Origin of the sequence: Rothia sp. BD8 (assembly GCF_044878465.1) — a bacterium.
GTDB classification, from domain to species: Bacteria; Actinomycetota; Actinomycetes; order Actinomycetales; family Micrococcaceae; genus Rothia; species Rothia kristinae.
Genome location: NZ_JANJES010000002.1, coordinates 151,691 through 165,947 on the forward strand (window position 1 = coordinate 151,691; position 14,257 = coordinate 165,947).

General features: G+C 69.1%; 12 protein-coding genes and 2 tRNA genes. 2 read left to right on the plus strand and 12 right to left on the minus strand.

Annotation, left to right across the window (positions count from 1 at the left end):
• Positions 1–70 precede the first annotated feature (70 nt).
• The 10 genes from NQ707_RS02275 to NQ707_RS02320 form a co-directional block, all read right to left on the minus strand.
• Positions 71–262 (minus strand): hypothetical protein, encoded by a 192-nt coding sequence (locus NQ707_RS02275; protein WP_058730254.1) that lies wholly within the window; start codon positions 260–262, stop codon positions 71–73.
• 88 nt (positions 263–350) lie between these two features.
• On the minus strand, positions 351–1,337 hold the full coding sequence (locus NQ707_RS02280) for an IS481 family transposase (protein WP_404434548.1): 987 nt from the start codon (positions 1,335–1,337) through the stop codon (positions 351–353).
• Positions 1,334–2,578, minus strand: coding sequence for an MFS transporter (locus NQ707_RS02285; protein WP_024291003.1), 1,245 nt, complete (start codon positions 2,576–2,578; stop codon positions 1,334–1,336). The genes NQ707_RS02280 and NQ707_RS02285 overlap by 4 nt, the downstream gene beginning before the upstream one ends.
• The gene (locus NQ707_RS02290; RefSeq protein WP_404434550.1) at positions 2,575–4,227 is read right to left on the minus strand and encodes an ABC-F family ATP-binding cassette domain-containing protein; all 1,653 of its coding nucleotides are present in this window, start codon (positions 4,225–4,227) and stop codon (positions 2,575–2,577) included. The genes NQ707_RS02285 and NQ707_RS02290 overlap by 4 nt, the downstream gene beginning before the upstream one ends.
• Before the next feature lie 208 nt (positions 4,228–4,435).
• Positions 4,436–4,894: a hypothetical protein gene (locus tag NQ707_RS02295; RefSeq protein WP_058730253.1), complete on the minus strand. Its 459-nt coding sequence runs from the start codon at positions 4,892–4,894 to the stop codon at positions 4,436–4,438.
• A gap of 86 nt (positions 4,895–4,980) precedes the next feature.
• Complete coding sequence (clpX, locus tag NQ707_RS02300) at positions 4,981–6,276, minus strand: ATP-dependent Clp protease ATP-binding subunit ClpX (RefSeq protein WP_404434553.1); 1,296 nt, start codon at positions 6,274–6,276, stop codon at positions 4,981–4,983.
• A 190-nt stretch (positions 6,277–6,466) separates the two neighbouring features.
• Entirely contained in the window at positions 6,467–7,141 is a 675-nt protein-coding gene (locus tag NQ707_RS02305; protein ID WP_058730251.1) for an ATP-dependent Clp protease proteolytic subunit, read from the minus strand.
• Between the two features lie 55 nt (positions 7,142–7,196).
• Positions 7,197–7,832: an ATP-dependent Clp protease proteolytic subunit gene (locus NQ707_RS02310; RefSeq protein ID WP_058730250.1), complete on the minus strand. Its 636-nt coding sequence runs from the start codon at positions 7,830–7,832 to the stop codon at positions 7,197–7,199.
• A 258-nt stretch (positions 7,833–8,090) separates the two neighbouring features.
• Positions 8,091–9,416, minus strand: coding sequence for a trigger factor (gene tig, locus NQ707_RS02315; protein ID WP_058730249.1), 1,326 nt, complete (start codon positions 9,414–9,416; stop codon positions 8,091–8,093).
• A 163-nt stretch (positions 9,417–9,579) separates the two neighbouring features.
• A tRNA-Pro gene (locus tag NQ707_RS02320) sits at positions 9,580–9,652 on the minus strand.
• 236 nt (positions 9,653–9,888) lie between these two features.
• On the opposite strand from NQ707_RS02320, the gene NQ707_RS02325 reads away from it, so the two are divergent.
• Positions 9,889–9,959, plus strand: a tRNA-Gly gene (locus NQ707_RS02325).
• Between the two features lie 190 nt (positions 9,960–10,149).
• Here NQ707_RS02325 and NQ707_RS02330 read toward each other — a convergent pair.
• Positions 10,150–11,055 carry an Fpg/Nei family DNA glycosylase gene (locus tag NQ707_RS02330; protein ID WP_058730248.1) on the minus strand — a complete coding sequence of 302 codons (906 nt, stop codon included), beginning with the start codon at positions 11,053–11,055 and terminating at the stop codon, positions 10,150–10,152.
• Positions 11,048–11,542, minus strand: coding sequence for a ribose-5-phosphate isomerase (locus NQ707_RS02335; protein WP_058730247.1), 495 nt, complete (start codon positions 11,540–11,542; stop codon positions 11,048–11,050). The genes NQ707_RS02330 and NQ707_RS02335 overlap by 8 nt, the downstream gene beginning before the upstream one ends.
• A 165-nt stretch (positions 11,543–11,707) precedes the next feature.
• Here NQ707_RS02335 and pepN point away from each other — a divergent pair, with 165 nt between their 5' ends.
• A complete protein-coding gene (pepN, locus tag NQ707_RS02340) occupies positions 11,708–14,254 on the plus strand; it encodes an aminopeptidase N (protein ID WP_058730246.1) in 2,547 nt (848 codons plus the stop codon).
• Positions 14,255–14,257 lie beyond the last annotated feature (3 nt).

The following is a 14,257-nucleotide window of genomic DNA, read 5'->3' on the forward strand; positions in this document are numbered from 1 at the left end:
AGCCGATCGCTTGCGGGCTGGTGCGGCGGTAGCGGGTTTAGGTGACCTCGGGGATCCATCGATTCATGGCTCACTCGATGAGGACGCCCACGACCACGGCCACGGCGAGGCCCAGCAGGGAGGACGGCGCGATCCACGGGTCATCCCCGCGGAACGCGGTCCACACCAGCACGGCCGCGACCACGCCGAGCGGCTGGGCGAGCCCGCGCAGCCCCAGCTTCCAGGGGGCCGGCGCCTCAGGTGCGGAGGGCGGGCTCATCATCAGGCCGTCTCCTCTCGGCGTGCTGTGATCTCCAGAACAACAGAGGTGGAACCGGAGAGTCAAGGCCGGTCCCGCCCCGGGCACGCGGCTAGATGTACTGCTCGGGGACGTTGATCAATCGTGAGAACGGCGGCTGGTTGTCGCAGGCCGTGTGCGGGCGGTGCTGGTTGTACTGGTGCAGCCAATCCGGCAGGGCGTCGCGTCGTTCTTGCTCGCTGGTGTAGCAGCGGGCGTAGGCCCACCCGTCGGCCATGGTCCGGTGGAAGCGCTCTACCTTGCCGTTGGTCTGCGGCCGGTACGGACGCGTCCGCTTCGGGGTGATCGAGAGGGCCTCGCAGGTGTCCCGCCACAGGTGCGAGCGATAGGCGCCACCGTTGTCGGACAGCACCCGCTCCACGGCGACGCCGCGATCGGCAAACCACGCCACAGCCCGATGCAGGACCCCGACCGCGGTGACGGCGGTCTCGTCGTCGTGGACCTCGGTGTACGCGACGCGGGAGTGGTCGTCAATGACGGTGTGCACGAACGCGTACCCGAGCCTGGGGTTGTGCCACTTGCTCTTCGGCTTACCCGGTGTCGCCGTTCGGTTGTGGTCGCCCTGGCGGCGGCCGACGTAGCGCCAGCCGCCGCCGTCGGGGATGTTCCCGAGCTTCTTCACGTCCACGTGGACCAGGGAGCCGGGGTGGGGGTGTTCGTACCGGCGGATCGGTTCGCCAGTCGCGCGGTCCACGTAGGAGAGCCGGTTCAGTCGGGCACCGGCCAAGATGCGGTGGACGGTCGAGGGCGCGATGCCGAGTCGGGCGGCGAGCTGCACGGGGCCCTCACGCAACCGTATCCGCAGGCTGACGCACCGCTTCGTCGTCGCCTTGTCCGTCTTGTTCGGTGAGGTCTTCGGCCGGGACGAGCGATCCTGCATCGACTCGCCGGCGCGATAGCGGTCGACCCACCTCTTCACGGTCGGCCAGGAGACCTGGAAGCGGGCGGCGACTTCGCTGATGGGCCAACCGTCGTCGACGACGAGCTGGGCCACCTTGAGCCGGTGGCGAGGTGTCAGGGTGGCGTTGGCGTGCATCACTCCTCACCTGCTGCGACGGGCGTCGTCCGCGGCGTTCGGAGTTGCCCCAGGACTGCAAGGAGGATCGTCGTGGCGAGCGGCACGAGTCCGGCGGCGATGAACAAGCTGGCAGCGGCGATGTGTCGGCTGAGGAGTCCGGTGAGTGCGATGGACAGTGGCATGAAGGCGATGGAGATGAAGAAGTCGAGGCTGGCGACTCGGCCGAGCATCTCCAGCGGTACGTGTTCCTGCAGGACCGTGCCCCAGATGACCATCCCGACTCCGATCGACGCACCGTAGACCGCCAGTCCGGCGCTGATGATCCACGGATTGTTGGTGAGTGCGGGGATGGCCAGTGGAAGGCAGCCGAGTGCCCATGCGCCGACCATTACGGGCAGGAAGTGTGAGGGGGTGGGCCATGAGCCGGCGACGAGGGAACCCACCAGGCCGCCGACGCCCAGAGCTCCGAGGACGACTCCGTACACAGCCGGACCGTTGTCATGGGTCGAGCGTATGAGCGCGGGCAGGAGAACTTCCAGCGGGCCGGTCACGGCCAGGCCCATGGCGGCCGCCAACAGCACGCTGGAGCGAACCCAGCGCGTGCGGGCGACGTAGCCGAACCCGTCGAGCAGGTCCCGCAGCGCAGAGGTGGCCGGAGCTTCGGCGTCGGTCTCGGCTGAGCAAGGGGCAGGAAGCCGCAGGGCGGCGATCAGGGCGAGTCCGAGCGCGCCGGCGATGAGGTACCCGCCCGCGGCGGGCACGCTCGCGCCGATGACGGCACCGACGACGCCGGGGGCGAGGGTCTGTCCTACCAGCGGCCGGGTGGTCCCTTCGAGCCCGTTGACGGCCATCAGGTCGTCGCTTCCCACGAGGACGGGCACGAGCGCGGTGTAGGCCGGGAAGAAGAAGGCGGTCGAGACGCCGATGACGAACGCGGACACTGCCAGCATCCAGAAAGTGGCCGCGTCGAAGATGGCGGCGGTGGAGGTCGTCGTCGAGGCGGCGAGGTTGACAGTGAGGACGCCGACGATGACGGACTTCTTGGCGACGCGGTCCGCAAGTACCCCGGCGGGCAAGGATCCTGCGAGCAGGCCGATGCCGCTCCACGCCACGACACCCGACAAGGTGGCCGCCGTGGCGCCCAGGTCGAGGGTCTGCATGGCTAAGTAGAGGGCCCAGGCGCCCTGGGCGAAGACGGTGAGCACCATCGCTGCATACAGCGGTCGGTAGCCGGGGACGGACAAGGGGCGAAGGGGGTTCATGGCAGGTCCTTTGGGGCAAGGCTGAGGTGGGGCCAGTCGGTGAGGTCGTCGAGCATCTGCCGGTCGTGCGTGGCGACGATCATGGCGCAGGAGGTCCGCAGGAGCTCGGTGGTGATGTCGTCGACGAGGCTCGATGACAGATGGTTGGTGGGCTCGTCCAGGAGCAACAGGTCCGGGTCCACCGCCAGGCACATGGCCAGATGGAGGCGGCGTTGTTGCCCTTGCGACAGGTGCCCCACGGGTGTGCGGGTTGCCGCGGGCTCAAGCAGCCCGAGTGAGCCGAGGGAGGGTGCCTGTGATCGGCGGCCCTGCGTGGCCAGGTACGTCTCGTAGACCACGTGTGCGGGGAGGGCGTCGTCCCAGTCAGGGACCTCTTGAGACAACAGGGCGACGCGCACCCTCGGGTTCACCCGCAGCTGGCCTGTACTCGGGGCCAGTCGCCGACCGAGAAGCCCCAACAGTGTGGACTTCCCAGCACCGTTCGGCCCGGTGACCACCAATCGGTCTCCACCGCTGATGTCCACCGAGACCGGGGTGGCCAACTGGTCAGTCACGGTGAGCATGGAGGCGTTGACGATGTTCTGACCGGTCCGCGCTGACGATGTGGGCCATGCCAACCGCAGCGGTGGCTCTGGCACGTCGATCTGATGACGCTCCAGGTCCACGATGCGGCGGTTGAAAGCCTGGACCACCCCGGCAGCGCGCGTGGCCCGTTGGTGCTTGCCCGTTCCCTTGTCGGGTCGCCAACCGCCTTGCGACAGGCGGGAGCGTGCGTCGGCGGCGGCGCGGGTCAGTTCCTGATGCCGGGCGACCTGGGCGGCATGGTCTTGCTCCCAGGCGGCCCGTTCTCGTTGCCGCCCTTCGATCCAGCCCTCGTAACCGCCCGCGTAGGTGCGCGGAAGACCATCGCGGGTCGGGTCGAGGTCCAGGAAGCTGGTCGCCACGTCGCGCAGCAGGGCGCGGTCGTGGCTGACTAAGGCCAGGCCACCGGGGTGGTCCCGCAGGCGCTCAGTCAGGAAGGACAGCCCTGCAGCGTCCAGGTGGTTGGTGGGCTCGTCCAGCAGCAACAGGTCAGGGGTCGATCCGAGGGCGACCGCCAGCCGTACCCGGTATCGCTGGCCGACCGACAAGGTCGACAGGACCCGATCGCGGTCGCTACAGGCGTTCAGGCCCGCCAGGGCGATGTCAACACGGCGGTCTGCATCCCAGGCGTCCAGCCGCGTGGCCGCCTCGAGTGCGGCGGAATAGGCGTCGGCCGCGTCATCGCCCGCGGCCAGCGCCGCGGTAGCCACGTCGAGGGCCTGCAGAGCGGCCCTGGATAGGGCGGTCGCCTCGGCAATGAGGTCACCGACCGTGCGATCGCCCTCGGTGGCCATGTCCTGCTTGACCAGGACAAGGGAACCCACCCGGGTCACCACTCCCGAGTCAGGTTTCAAGATCCCCGCCAGTATATGGAGCAAGGTGGTCTTGCCCCGGCCGTTGTCGCCGACGATCGCCAGTCGCGACCCGGTGGAGACGGTGACGTCAGTCCCACTCAGCAGCGGCCTGTCGCCGAGTGTCAGGTGGAGTGATTCAGCGCGGATGTGTGCAGCGGGCCCTTGGGATGTCCCGATCCAGGCACATGACCGTAAAGGTTCTGTGGTTGGCATTGCGTACTCTCAGCTCGTCATGGAGCCGGGCACCACGAAGCGGCCGCCCGGCAGATGGCCAGGACGGCAGACGAGAGGTCAGAAGGGGTCCCGCCGCCGTCAGCGGACGGAACGCAGCTTCATCGAGGCGATGCCTGAGTACATGCGGCCGAGGATACAGAGCCCGGGCGATGCCACGCAAGTCAACTAACGTCCCCGGTCAGTACAGCTAGAGGGAGGGCGACGCGTCGTCCCGCTCCCTCGCGATCTCCTCCATCCGGCGCACCCCGGCGAGGTAGGACACAGCGGAGAACACCGCCATGGCCGCGAGGACGATGATCATCAGGGTCGCGTTGCCGAAGATGCTGAAGCGGTAGGTCGCCGCGGTGCGGCTGACGATGAAGGCCGCTGCGATCCACGCGGTGACGAACAGGAACGGGACGAGGGCCCGCCAGAGGATCATCCGGCGGGAGGAGTACTTGGCCCGCTCCAGCTCGGGGTCCTTCGCATCGGCCAGCGTCCGCGGCAGCAGCGCCAGACCCGCCACGAAGCCGATCACGATCGGCACCAGCGCCCAGTTCTGGGAGCGCTCCTGCGGGATGCCCAGGACGACGCCGAGAAAGATCGCCGACGTCGTGAGAAACGGGGACCCGTATTCGCGGATCAGGACCTTGGGGATGCTGTGCACGATGCTGCGGACTCCTTGCGTTCATGGATGAGGTCTGACGACGGGATCGGCCGGAACAGTGTCCCGGTACCCTCGGAACGGGAAACTCAGGAGGCGCTCTTGCGCTGCGCCTCGAGCTCCTCCCGAGTGATGATCTCCGACTCGCTCTGCCCGCGCACGGCCTCGGCGGTGACCACCACCTCGGCGACGTCCTCGCGGGAGGGGATCTCGAACATCACCGGCTGCAGCAGCTCCTCCATGATGGCGCGCAGACCGCGGGCCCCGGTGCCGCGGGAGATGGCCAGGCGGGCGATCTCCCGCACGGCGTCGTCCGTGAAGTGCAGGCGGACGTCGTCGAAGGAGAACATCCGCTGGTACTGCTTGGCCAGGGCGTTGCGCGGCTCGGTGAGCACCCGAGCCAGGTCCTCCTCCCCCAGCTCGGACAGGCTGGCCAGCACCGGCAGGCGCCCGATGAACTCCGGGATCAGCCCGAACTTCAGCAGATCCTCCGGCAGCAGCTTCTGCAGGATGTCCGTCTCCTGGGCTGCCTGCTCGATGGGAGCGCCGAAGCCGATGCCCTTCTTCCCGACGCGCGCCCCCACGATCTCCTCCAGGCCCGCGAAGGCACCGGCGACGATGAACAGGACGTTGGTGGTGTCGATCTGCACGAAGTCCTGCTGCGGGTGCTTGCGCCCGCCCTGGGGCGGCACGGCGGCGACGGTGCCCTCGAGGATCTTCAGCAGCGCCTGCTGCACCCCCTCCCCGGAGACGTCGCGGGTGATCGAGGGGTTCTCGGACTTGCGGGAGATCTTGTCGATCTCATCGATGTAGATGATCCCGGTCTCGGCCTTCTTCACGTCCCCGTCCGCGGCCTGGATCAGCTTGAGCAGGATGTTCTCCACGTCCTCGCCGACGTAGCCGGCCTCCGTCAGGCTCGTGGCATCGGCGACGGCGAAGGGCACGTTCAGCTTCTGCGCCAGCGTCTGGGCGAGGTAGGTCTTCCCGGAGCCGGTGGGCCCGACCAGCAGGATGTTGGACTTGGCGATGTCCACGTCCTCACCGCCGGAGGCCAGCAGCTGCTGACCGCTCACGGGGGTCGCGGAGTCCTTGGCCCGGATCCGCTTGTAGTGGTTGTACACCGCCACCGCGAGGGCCCGCTTGGCCGGGTCCTGGCCGATCACGTACTCCTGCAGGAACTCGTAGATCTCCCGCGGCTTGGGCAGCTCCGCGGAGGCCAGCTCCGTGACCTCGCTGAGCTCCTCCTCGATGATCTCGTTGCACAGCTCGATGCACTCATCGCAGATGTACACCCCGGGGCCGGCGATGAGCTTGCGGACCTGCTTCTGGGATTTGCCGCAGAAGTTGCACTTGAGCAGGTCGGCGGTCTCACCGAGACGGGACATGGTTCCTCACTTCACGCGGCGACGAGGGCGGGATGCGCGGGCGGTGGGCCCGCTCGCGCGCAGGGTCCGGGCCGCCGTCGGGCGGGCGCATCGGATACCAGGCTACCGGCTACGACGCCCCCGCGTCTGCCCTGTTGCGCAGGGTGTGGATATGACGCGGGGGCGCTGCGAGATGACGGATCCGAACGGATCAGTCCTGGGTGTTGATCTGCGGCTTGTTGATCTTGCGCGACTCCAGGACCTGGTCGATCAGGCCATACTCCTGGGCGTCCTTGGCGGTGAGGATCTTGTCCCGCTCGATGTCCTTGTTGACCTGCTGGCTGGTCTTGTTCGAGTGCAGGGCCAGGGTGTCCTCCAGCCAGGTGCGCATGCGCATGACCTCGTTGGCGTGGATCTCGATGTCCGAGGCCTGCCCGCCCTGCTGCCCGGCCAGGGCCGGCTGGTGGATGAGCACGCGGGCGTTGGGCAGGGCCAGGCGCTTGCCGGGGGTGCCGGCGGCCAGCAGGACCGACGCCGCGGAGGCCGCCTGCCCCAGGCACACGGTCTGGATCTCCGGGCGGATGTACTGCATCGTGTCGTAGATCGCGGTCATCGCGGTGAAGGAGCCACCCGGGGAGTTGATGTACATGACGATGTCCCGGTCCGGGTCCTGGGCCTCCAGGACCAGCAGCTGGGCCATGATGTCATCGGCCGAGGCGTCGTCGACCTGCACGCCGAGGAAGATGATGCGGTCCTCGAACAGCTTGGCGTAGGGGTCCTGGCGCTTGTAGCCGTACGGGGTGCGCTCCTCGAAGGAGGGCAGCACGTACCGGTCGGTGGGCATGGTCAGGCCGGAAGCCTGGGCCTGCGGGGAGGTGAAGTTCATGGAAGTCTCGTGTCTCCTGGGAAGAGGTGGGGTGTGCGTGGCGGACCGGGGAGGTTCAGGAGTCCTTCAGGGTCCCGCCGCCGCCGGAGACGGAGCCGGCGGACTGGGCGATGTGGTCGAAGAAGCCGTACTCCAGGGCCTCCTGGGCGGTGAACCAGTTGTCCCGGTCGTTGTCCTCGAGGATCTGCTCCACGGACTTGCCGGTCTGCTGCGCGGTCAGCTCGGCCATGCGCTTCTTCATGTCCAGGATCAGCTCGGCCTGGGTGCGAATGTCCGAGGCGGTGCCGCCGATGCCGCCGGAGGGCTGGTGCATCAGGATCCGGGCGTTGGGGGTCGCGTAGCGCTTGCCCGGGGTCCCGGAGGAGAGCAGGAACTGCCCCATCGAGGCGGCCATGCCGGTGGCGATGGTCACGACGTCGTTGGGGATCAGCTGCATCGTGTCGTAGATGGCCATCCCGGCGGTGATGGATCCGCCCGGGGAGTTGATGTACAGGTAGATGTCCGCCTGCGGGTCCTCCGCGGAGAGCAGGAGCATCTGGGAGCAGATCAGGTTGGCGTTGTCATCGCGCACATCCGAGCCGAGCCAGATGATGCGCTCCTTGAGCAGGCGGTTGTAGACGTGGTCGTCCTGACCGCGGGGCTCGCGGCTCATCTGCGGGGCCGAACCGTGGGCGGAAAGCTGCTGTGCCATCGGTGGTGTGTCCTCTTCTCGTCGCTGAGCGGCAGGCCCCCGTCCACCCGGGACGGGGCGTCGGCGGGGGCCTTCTCCGCTGGTGTCTGTCTACGACAGTAGTAGGCCGACGCCCGCGCGCCCACGGGTGCCCGAGCCAGTTCGCTGTTGGCTTGCCGGGGGCTGGACGGCAGAACGACGCCGCCCCGAGCCCCTCCTCAAGGCGGGAGGGGGTCGGGGCGGCGTCGTCGCTCAGCGAGCGCGAAGGGGCGGAGGGGATCAGTCCTGCTGGGCGGTCTCCTCGGCGGTCTCCTGCTCGCCCTGCGGGTTGAGGTAGGAGCTCAGGTCCACGGCGTTGCCGGAGGCGTCCACGACCTCGGCCTGCTCCAGCACCTTGGCCAGGGCCTTGGAGCGGCGGACCTCGCCGACCATCATCCCGGCCTGCCCGGAGGAGTCCAGCATCTGGGCGAACTGGTTGGGGTCCATGCCGTACTGGGAGGACATCGTGATGATGTAGTCGATCAGCTCGGCCTGCTCGACGCCGATCTCCTCCTTCTCGGCGATCGCGTCGAGGATGACCTCGTTGCGGAAGGCCCGCTCGGTGTTCTCCCGGACCTCGGCGCGGTGCTCCTCGGAGTCGTGGTCGGCCTCGGCGTTGGGGTTGGAGAAGTGCTGCTCGACCTGCTCGTCGATGACCTTCTCCGGCACCGGGACCTCGACCAGCTCGACCAGGCGGTCCAGGGCCTTGTCCCGGGCCTCGGCGCCCTGCTCGGCGACCTTGGCCTGGGCGGCCTGCTTCTTCAGGTCCTCCTTCAGCTCGTCGATCGTGTCGAACTCGGAGGCCATCTGGGCGAAGTCGTCGTCGGCCTCAGGCAGCTCGCGCTCCTTGACGGCGCTCAGCTTGACCTTCACGGTGGCGTCCTCGCCGGAGTGCTCACCGCCGGCCAGCTGGGTCTCGAAGGTCGCATCCTCCCCGGCGGACAGGCCGGTGAGGGCCTCATCCAGGCCCTCGAGCATGGTCCCGGCACCCACCTGGTAGGACAGGTCGTTGGCGGCGTCGACCTCCTCGCCGTCGATCGTTGCCTGCAGGTCCAGGGTCACGAAGTCGTCCTCGGCGGCCGGGCGGTCCACGACCTTCAGGGTGCCGAAGCGGGAGCGCAGCTCGTCCAGGGCCTTCTGCTCGTCCTCGGCGGTGACCTCGGCGTCGGCGACCTCGACCTTCAGCCCGGTGTACTCGGGAAGTTCGATCTCGGGGCGCACGGTGACCTCCAGGGAGACCTGGATGTCCTTCTCGCGCGCGTCAGACTCGGGCTTGGCTACGACGTCGACCTCGGGCTGGGACAGCGGGGTCAGCTCGTTCTCGGCCAGGGCCTGCTGGTAGAAGCCGTTGAGGGCGTCGTTCAGGGCGTTCTCCACGACGAAGTCGTAGCCGACGCGCTGGTCGATCAGCGCCGCGGGGACCTTGCCCTTGCGGAAGCCGGGCAGCTGGATCTGGTTGGCCAGGTCCTTGTAGGTCTTGGTGAGAAACGGTTTGAACTCCTCGAAGGGCACATCGACCTGGATCTTGGCCAGGGTGGGGTTCTGCTTCTCGACGGTGGTCTTCACGTCCGTTGGTCTCCTACGGGTCGTCTTGGATGGAGCCCGCGCGGATGCCCGAGCGGGCGGGTTGCGGCGTGCTCGCCTACACGGCGGGATGCGCCGCGCACGTGTGATCGGAGAAGGGCCGCGCGAACGCCGCGTCGACGTCGCAGATCCGGCCCCTCCACCGTCGGGGTGACAGGACTCGAACCTGCGATCTCCTGCTCCCAAAGCAGGCGCGCTAGCCACTGCGCTACACCCCGTCAGCCTCAGGTCAGTTTAGCGTCTCGCCCTCGCATTGCGAATCATGCTCGCTCGGCCTCCTCACCGCATCCACCCGGAACGGCCACCGCAGGGCCCGCGCCCCGTCTCCTGTGGGTGGTGCTGGTGCCGCCCGGAGCGCGCCAGCGGATTTGACGCCCGGCGAGCCGGTGGTGTTCGATGAGGTGGTCCGCCGAGGGCCCCCCCCCCGTTCCGGGGTCGGTTCCTCGCGCAGCGCGGGGATGTAGCTTAATGGTAAAGCCTCAGTCTTCCAAACTGATGACGCGGGTTCGATTCCCGTCATCCCCTCTCACGGCCCCGTCACCCTCCGGTGGCGGGGCTTCGTCGTCTCCTGACGCCGGTCGCGACGCCGCCGAGACCGTACGGTGCGGCCCAGACCGTACGACCGTGCCGAGACCGCACCCGTCGGGTCCGGTCTCGGCACCTTCGTACGGTCTCGGCGTGTGTGCGGTCTCGGGGTCCTCGCCTCCGGGGCCGCTCAGCGCGGGGCCTGGCAGACGGTGCACCAGTAGAGCTTGCGCCCGCCCAGGTCCTCCACGACGATCGCGTCCTGTCCGCAGACCCGGCAGGGGCGTCCGTGGCGCAGGTAGACGTAGTTGGCGTGCTCGCGCCAGGCCCGCTCGGCGGGCACCCCGGGCCGGTGCTCCGGGGCGGTGGTCACGATCCGACCCAGCCGCACGGCGGCCTCCATGAGGGTGACGTTGTCCCGCCACAGCAGCTCCAGCCGCTCCCGCGGAACCCGAGCTGCCGGGGTGTGCGGGTGCTGACCGGCCCGGAACAGGCTCTCCGCGCGGAAGATGTTCCCGATGCCGGCCACCGCCTTCTGATCCATCAGCACCGCGCCGATGGGTCGGGAGGTCGCAGCCGCCGCGGCGTAGAACGGCTCGGGGTCGGCCTGCGGGTCCAGGGGGTCCGGGCCCAGCTGGGCGTCCAGGGCCGCCACCCCGGCGGGTTCCAGGACCCGGCAGATCGCGGCCCCCACCAGGTCCGCGTAGCCGTGCTCCCCCACCAGGCGCACCCGGGTGGTGGGTCGCGGGGCCGGCGGCCCGGCGTAGGCGGCCGGGGCGTCGTCTGCCTCGGTGCCGGCGGTCTCCCGCTCGGCCATCCGTCGGGGCGCCCCGATCGAGGAGGCGGCGGCGAAGGTCTCATCCCCGCCGAAGGTCCACGCCCCGTACATCCCCAGGTGCACGTTGAGGGTGAGGTCGTTGTCGAAGCCGAGGAAGAAGTGCTTGCCGTGGGCCCGGGAGGTGATCGCCCGCGCCCCGTCCAGCAGGGCGGCTCCCTGGGCGAAGCGCCCCTGGGGGCTGGAGACCCGCAGGGTCTGGCCGAGGAAGCCCTCCGCGAAGCGGCGGGCGACCCGGTGGATCGAGTGGCCCTCAGGCATCCGCGTCCAGAACGCTGCCGGCGATCCCCCCGGTGCGCTCGTACTCGCCGATCTGGCCGATGCGGCGCACGTGCCGCTCGTCGCCGCTGAACGGGGTGGACAGGAAGACGCGGATGATCTGCAGGGCCTCCTCCTTCTGGTGCTGGCGTCCACCCACCGCGGCGATCTGCGCGTCGTTGTGCTCCCGGGCCAGTGCCGCGGTCGTCTCGCTCCAGATCAGGGCCGCGCGGATGCCGGGCACCTTGTTCGCGGCCATCTGCTCGCCGTTGCCGGAGCCCCCGAGCACGATCCCGAGGGCCTCGCGCCCGGCGTCGAGATCCCGGCGCACCGCGATGGCGGCGTCGATGCAGAACGCCGGGTAGTCATCCTGCGGGTCATAGGTCTGCGGCCCGTGGTCGATCAGCTCGTGGCCGTCGGAGGTGAGGCTGTCCACCAGGTAGCGGCTGAGCTCCAGCCCGGCGTGGTCGGTGGCGATGTGGATGCGCAACGTCGCTGCTCGCTTCCTCGGTCGCGGCCTCCGCGAAGCGGCGGGGCCTGTGCGGTGCTAGGGGTGCGGGCCGTTCGGGCCCGGCCCCGCCCACACTACCCGGTGGGGTGTAATACCCTGAGAGTCAGGTTGAAACCGCTGTCCCCGATGAAAGGCCACGCGCCCATGCCCGGAATGAATCTGACGCGCCAGGAGGCGGCCGAGCGCGCCGACGTCGTCACCCGCGTGCACTCCTATGACATCCGCCTGGACCTGACCGGGTCCTCCCGGGCCTTCGCCTCGACCACCACGGTCGTGTTCGACGCCGTGCCGGGTTCCTCCACGTTCATCGACGCGGTCACCGACTCGGTGCAGCGGGTGCGCCTGAACGGGCGGGACCTGGATCCCGCGGAGGTCTCCGACGGGGTGCGCATCCAGCTGCCGGAGCTGGCCGAGAGCAACGAGCTGACCGTCGAGGCCCAAGCCTTGTACACCAACACCGGCGAGGGCCTGCACCGCTTCGTGGACCCGGTGGACGACGAGGTCTACCTCTACACCCAGTTCGAGGTGCCCGATTCCCGGCGCATGTACGCCGTCTTCGAGCAGCCGGACCTGAAGGCCGAGTTCACCTTCACCGTCACCGCTCCGGCCGCCTGGACGGTGGTCTCCAACCAGCCGGTGGACTCCCGCGAGGAGCAGGGCGAGCAGGCGGTGTGGCGCTTCCGCCCCACCCCCCGGATCTCCTCCTACATCACCGCCCTGGTGGCCGGGCCCTACGCCAAGGTCTCGGATTCCCTGACCAACGCCGAGGGCCGGGAGATCCCCCTGGACCTCTACGCCCGGCGCTCCCTAATCGAGCACCTGGACGCGGAGGACATCTTCACCCTGACCAAGCAGGGCTTCGCGTTCTACGAGGAGCAGTTCGGGGTCCCCTACCCCTTCGAGAAGTACGACCAGCTGTTCGTCCCCGAGTTCAACGCCGGGGCGATGGAGAACGCCGGGTGCGTGACCATCCTGGAGGACTACATCTTCCGCTCCAAGCCCACCGAGGCCATGGTGGAGCGCCGGACCATCACCGTCCTGCACGAGCTGGCGCACATGTGGTTCGGGGACCTGGTGACCATGAAGTGGTGGAACGACCTGTGGCTCAACGAGTCCTTCGCCGAGTTCATGTCCCACCTGGCGGCCGTGTCCAACACCCGGTTCACCCACGCCTGGACCACCTTCGGCGCCTCGGAGAAGACCTGGGCCTACCGCCAGGACCAGCTGCCCTCGACCCACCCGATCGTCGCCCCGATCAACGACCTGCAGGATGTGCAGGTCAACTTCGACGGCATCACCTACGCCAAGGGCGCCTCCGTGCTGCGCCAGCTGGTGGCCTGGGTGGGCCAGGAGGAGTTCATGCCGGCGCTGCGCTCCTACTTCGAGAAGCACTCCTGGTCCAACGCGACCCTGGCGGATCTGCTCGCGGAGCTGGAGTCCACCAGCGGGCGCGAGCTGGATTCCTGGTCCAAGGTCTGGCTGGAGACGGCCGGGGTCAACACCCTGACCCCCTCCATCACCGCCGCCGAGGACGGCACCCTGGAGTCCGTAGAGGTCATCCAGACCGCCCCGAACGACTACCCGACCCTGCGTCCGCACCGGATGACCGCCGGGTTCTACGACCTGCGGGACGGGAAGCTGGTGCGCACCCACCGGGTGGAGTTCGACGTCGAGGGCGAGCGCACCGCGATCCCCGGCGTCGCCGGGCGGGCCCGCCCGGATCTGATCCTGCTCAACGACGAGGACCTCGCCTACGCCAAGGTCCGGCTGGATGAGCGCTCCTTCGATACGGCCGTGGCGCACCTGCGCGACTTCGAGGAGTCCCTGCCGCGCGCCGTCGTGTGGGGGGCGGCCTGGGACGGCACCCGGGACGGGCAGATCCCGGCCCGGCAGTTCGTGGACCTGGTGCTGAACAACATCGACGCGGAGACGGACTCCACCTCGATCATGACGCAGCTGCGCAACCTGGCTACGACCCTGAAGATGTACGTGCGCTCGGATGCCCAGGAGGCCACCCGGGAGAAGGCCGCACAGCGGCTGTGGGAGATCGCCCAGTCCGCCCCGGCCGGGTCGGACCGCCAGCTGCAGTTCGTGCAGGCCTTCGCCGCCCACGCCACCACGGAGGAGCAGAAGGACACCGTGCGCGCGCTGCTGGAGGGTCAGCAGCGGCTGGAGGGCCTGGAGATCGACCGGGACCTGGCCTGGCGTCTGCTGATCGCGCTGGCCGCGGCCGGGCGGGCCGACGAGGCGGAGATCGACGCCGCCGCGGCCGAGGACAACACCTCCACCGGCGCCCAGAAGGCCGCCCAGGCGAAGGCCGCGATCCCCACCGCGGAGGCCAAGAACCGGGTGTGGGAGCAGGTGGTGGAGCACCACGACCTGCCCAACGTCATCCAGCGCTCCGCGATCATGGGGTTCAACGCGACCACCAAGAGCTCCCTGCTGCGCCCGTTCATCCCCCGCTACTTCGCCGCGATCGAGCGGGTCTGGCAGGAGCTGTCCCACGAGATCTCCCAGCAGATCATCACCGGGCTGTTCCCCCAGGTGGTGGACCGGGACGTGCTGGAGGCCTCGGAGCAGTTCCTCAGCCAGCTCGGCGAGGGCCGGGACTCCCTGCGCCGCCAGGTGATCGAGGGGCGCGACGGCATCGAGCGGGCCCTGCGGGTGCAGGCCGCGGACGTCATCGGCTGACGA

Excerpts from the sequence above, each read along its gene's own strand:
- NQ707_RS02275 (WP_058730254.1), bottom strand. The coding sequence starts at position 262 with ATGATGAGCCCGCCCTCCGCACCTGAGGCGCCGGCCCCCTGGAAGCTG.
- NQ707_RS02285 (WP_024291003.1), bottom strand. The coding sequence starts at position 2,578 with ATGAACCCCCTTCGCCCCTTGTCCGTCCCCGGCTACCGACCGCTGTAT.
- NQ707_RS02290 (WP_404434550.1), bottom strand. The coding sequence starts at position 4,227 with ATGCCAACCACAGAACCTTTACGGTCATGTGCCTGGATCGGGACATCC.
- clpX (WP_404434553.1), bottom strand. The coding sequence starts at position 6,276 with ATGTCCCGTCTCGGTGAGACCGCCGACCTGCTCAAGTGCAACTTCTGC.
- NQ707_RS02305 (WP_058730251.1), bottom strand. The coding sequence starts at position 7,141 with ATGAACTTCACCTCCCCGCAGGCCCAGGCTTCCGGCCTGACCATGCCC.
- NQ707_RS02310 (WP_058730250.1), bottom strand. The coding sequence starts at position 7,832 with ATGGCACAGCAGCTTTCCGCCCACGGTTCGGCCCCGCAGATGAGCCGC.
- NQ707_RS02330 (WP_058730248.1), bottom strand. The coding sequence starts at position 11,055 with ATGCCTGAGGGCCACTCGATCCACCGGGTCGCCCGCCGCTTCGCGGAG.
- pepN (WP_058730246.1), top strand. The coding sequence starts at position 11,708 with ATGCCCGGAATGAATCTGACGCGCCAGGAGGCGGCCGAGCGCGCCGAC.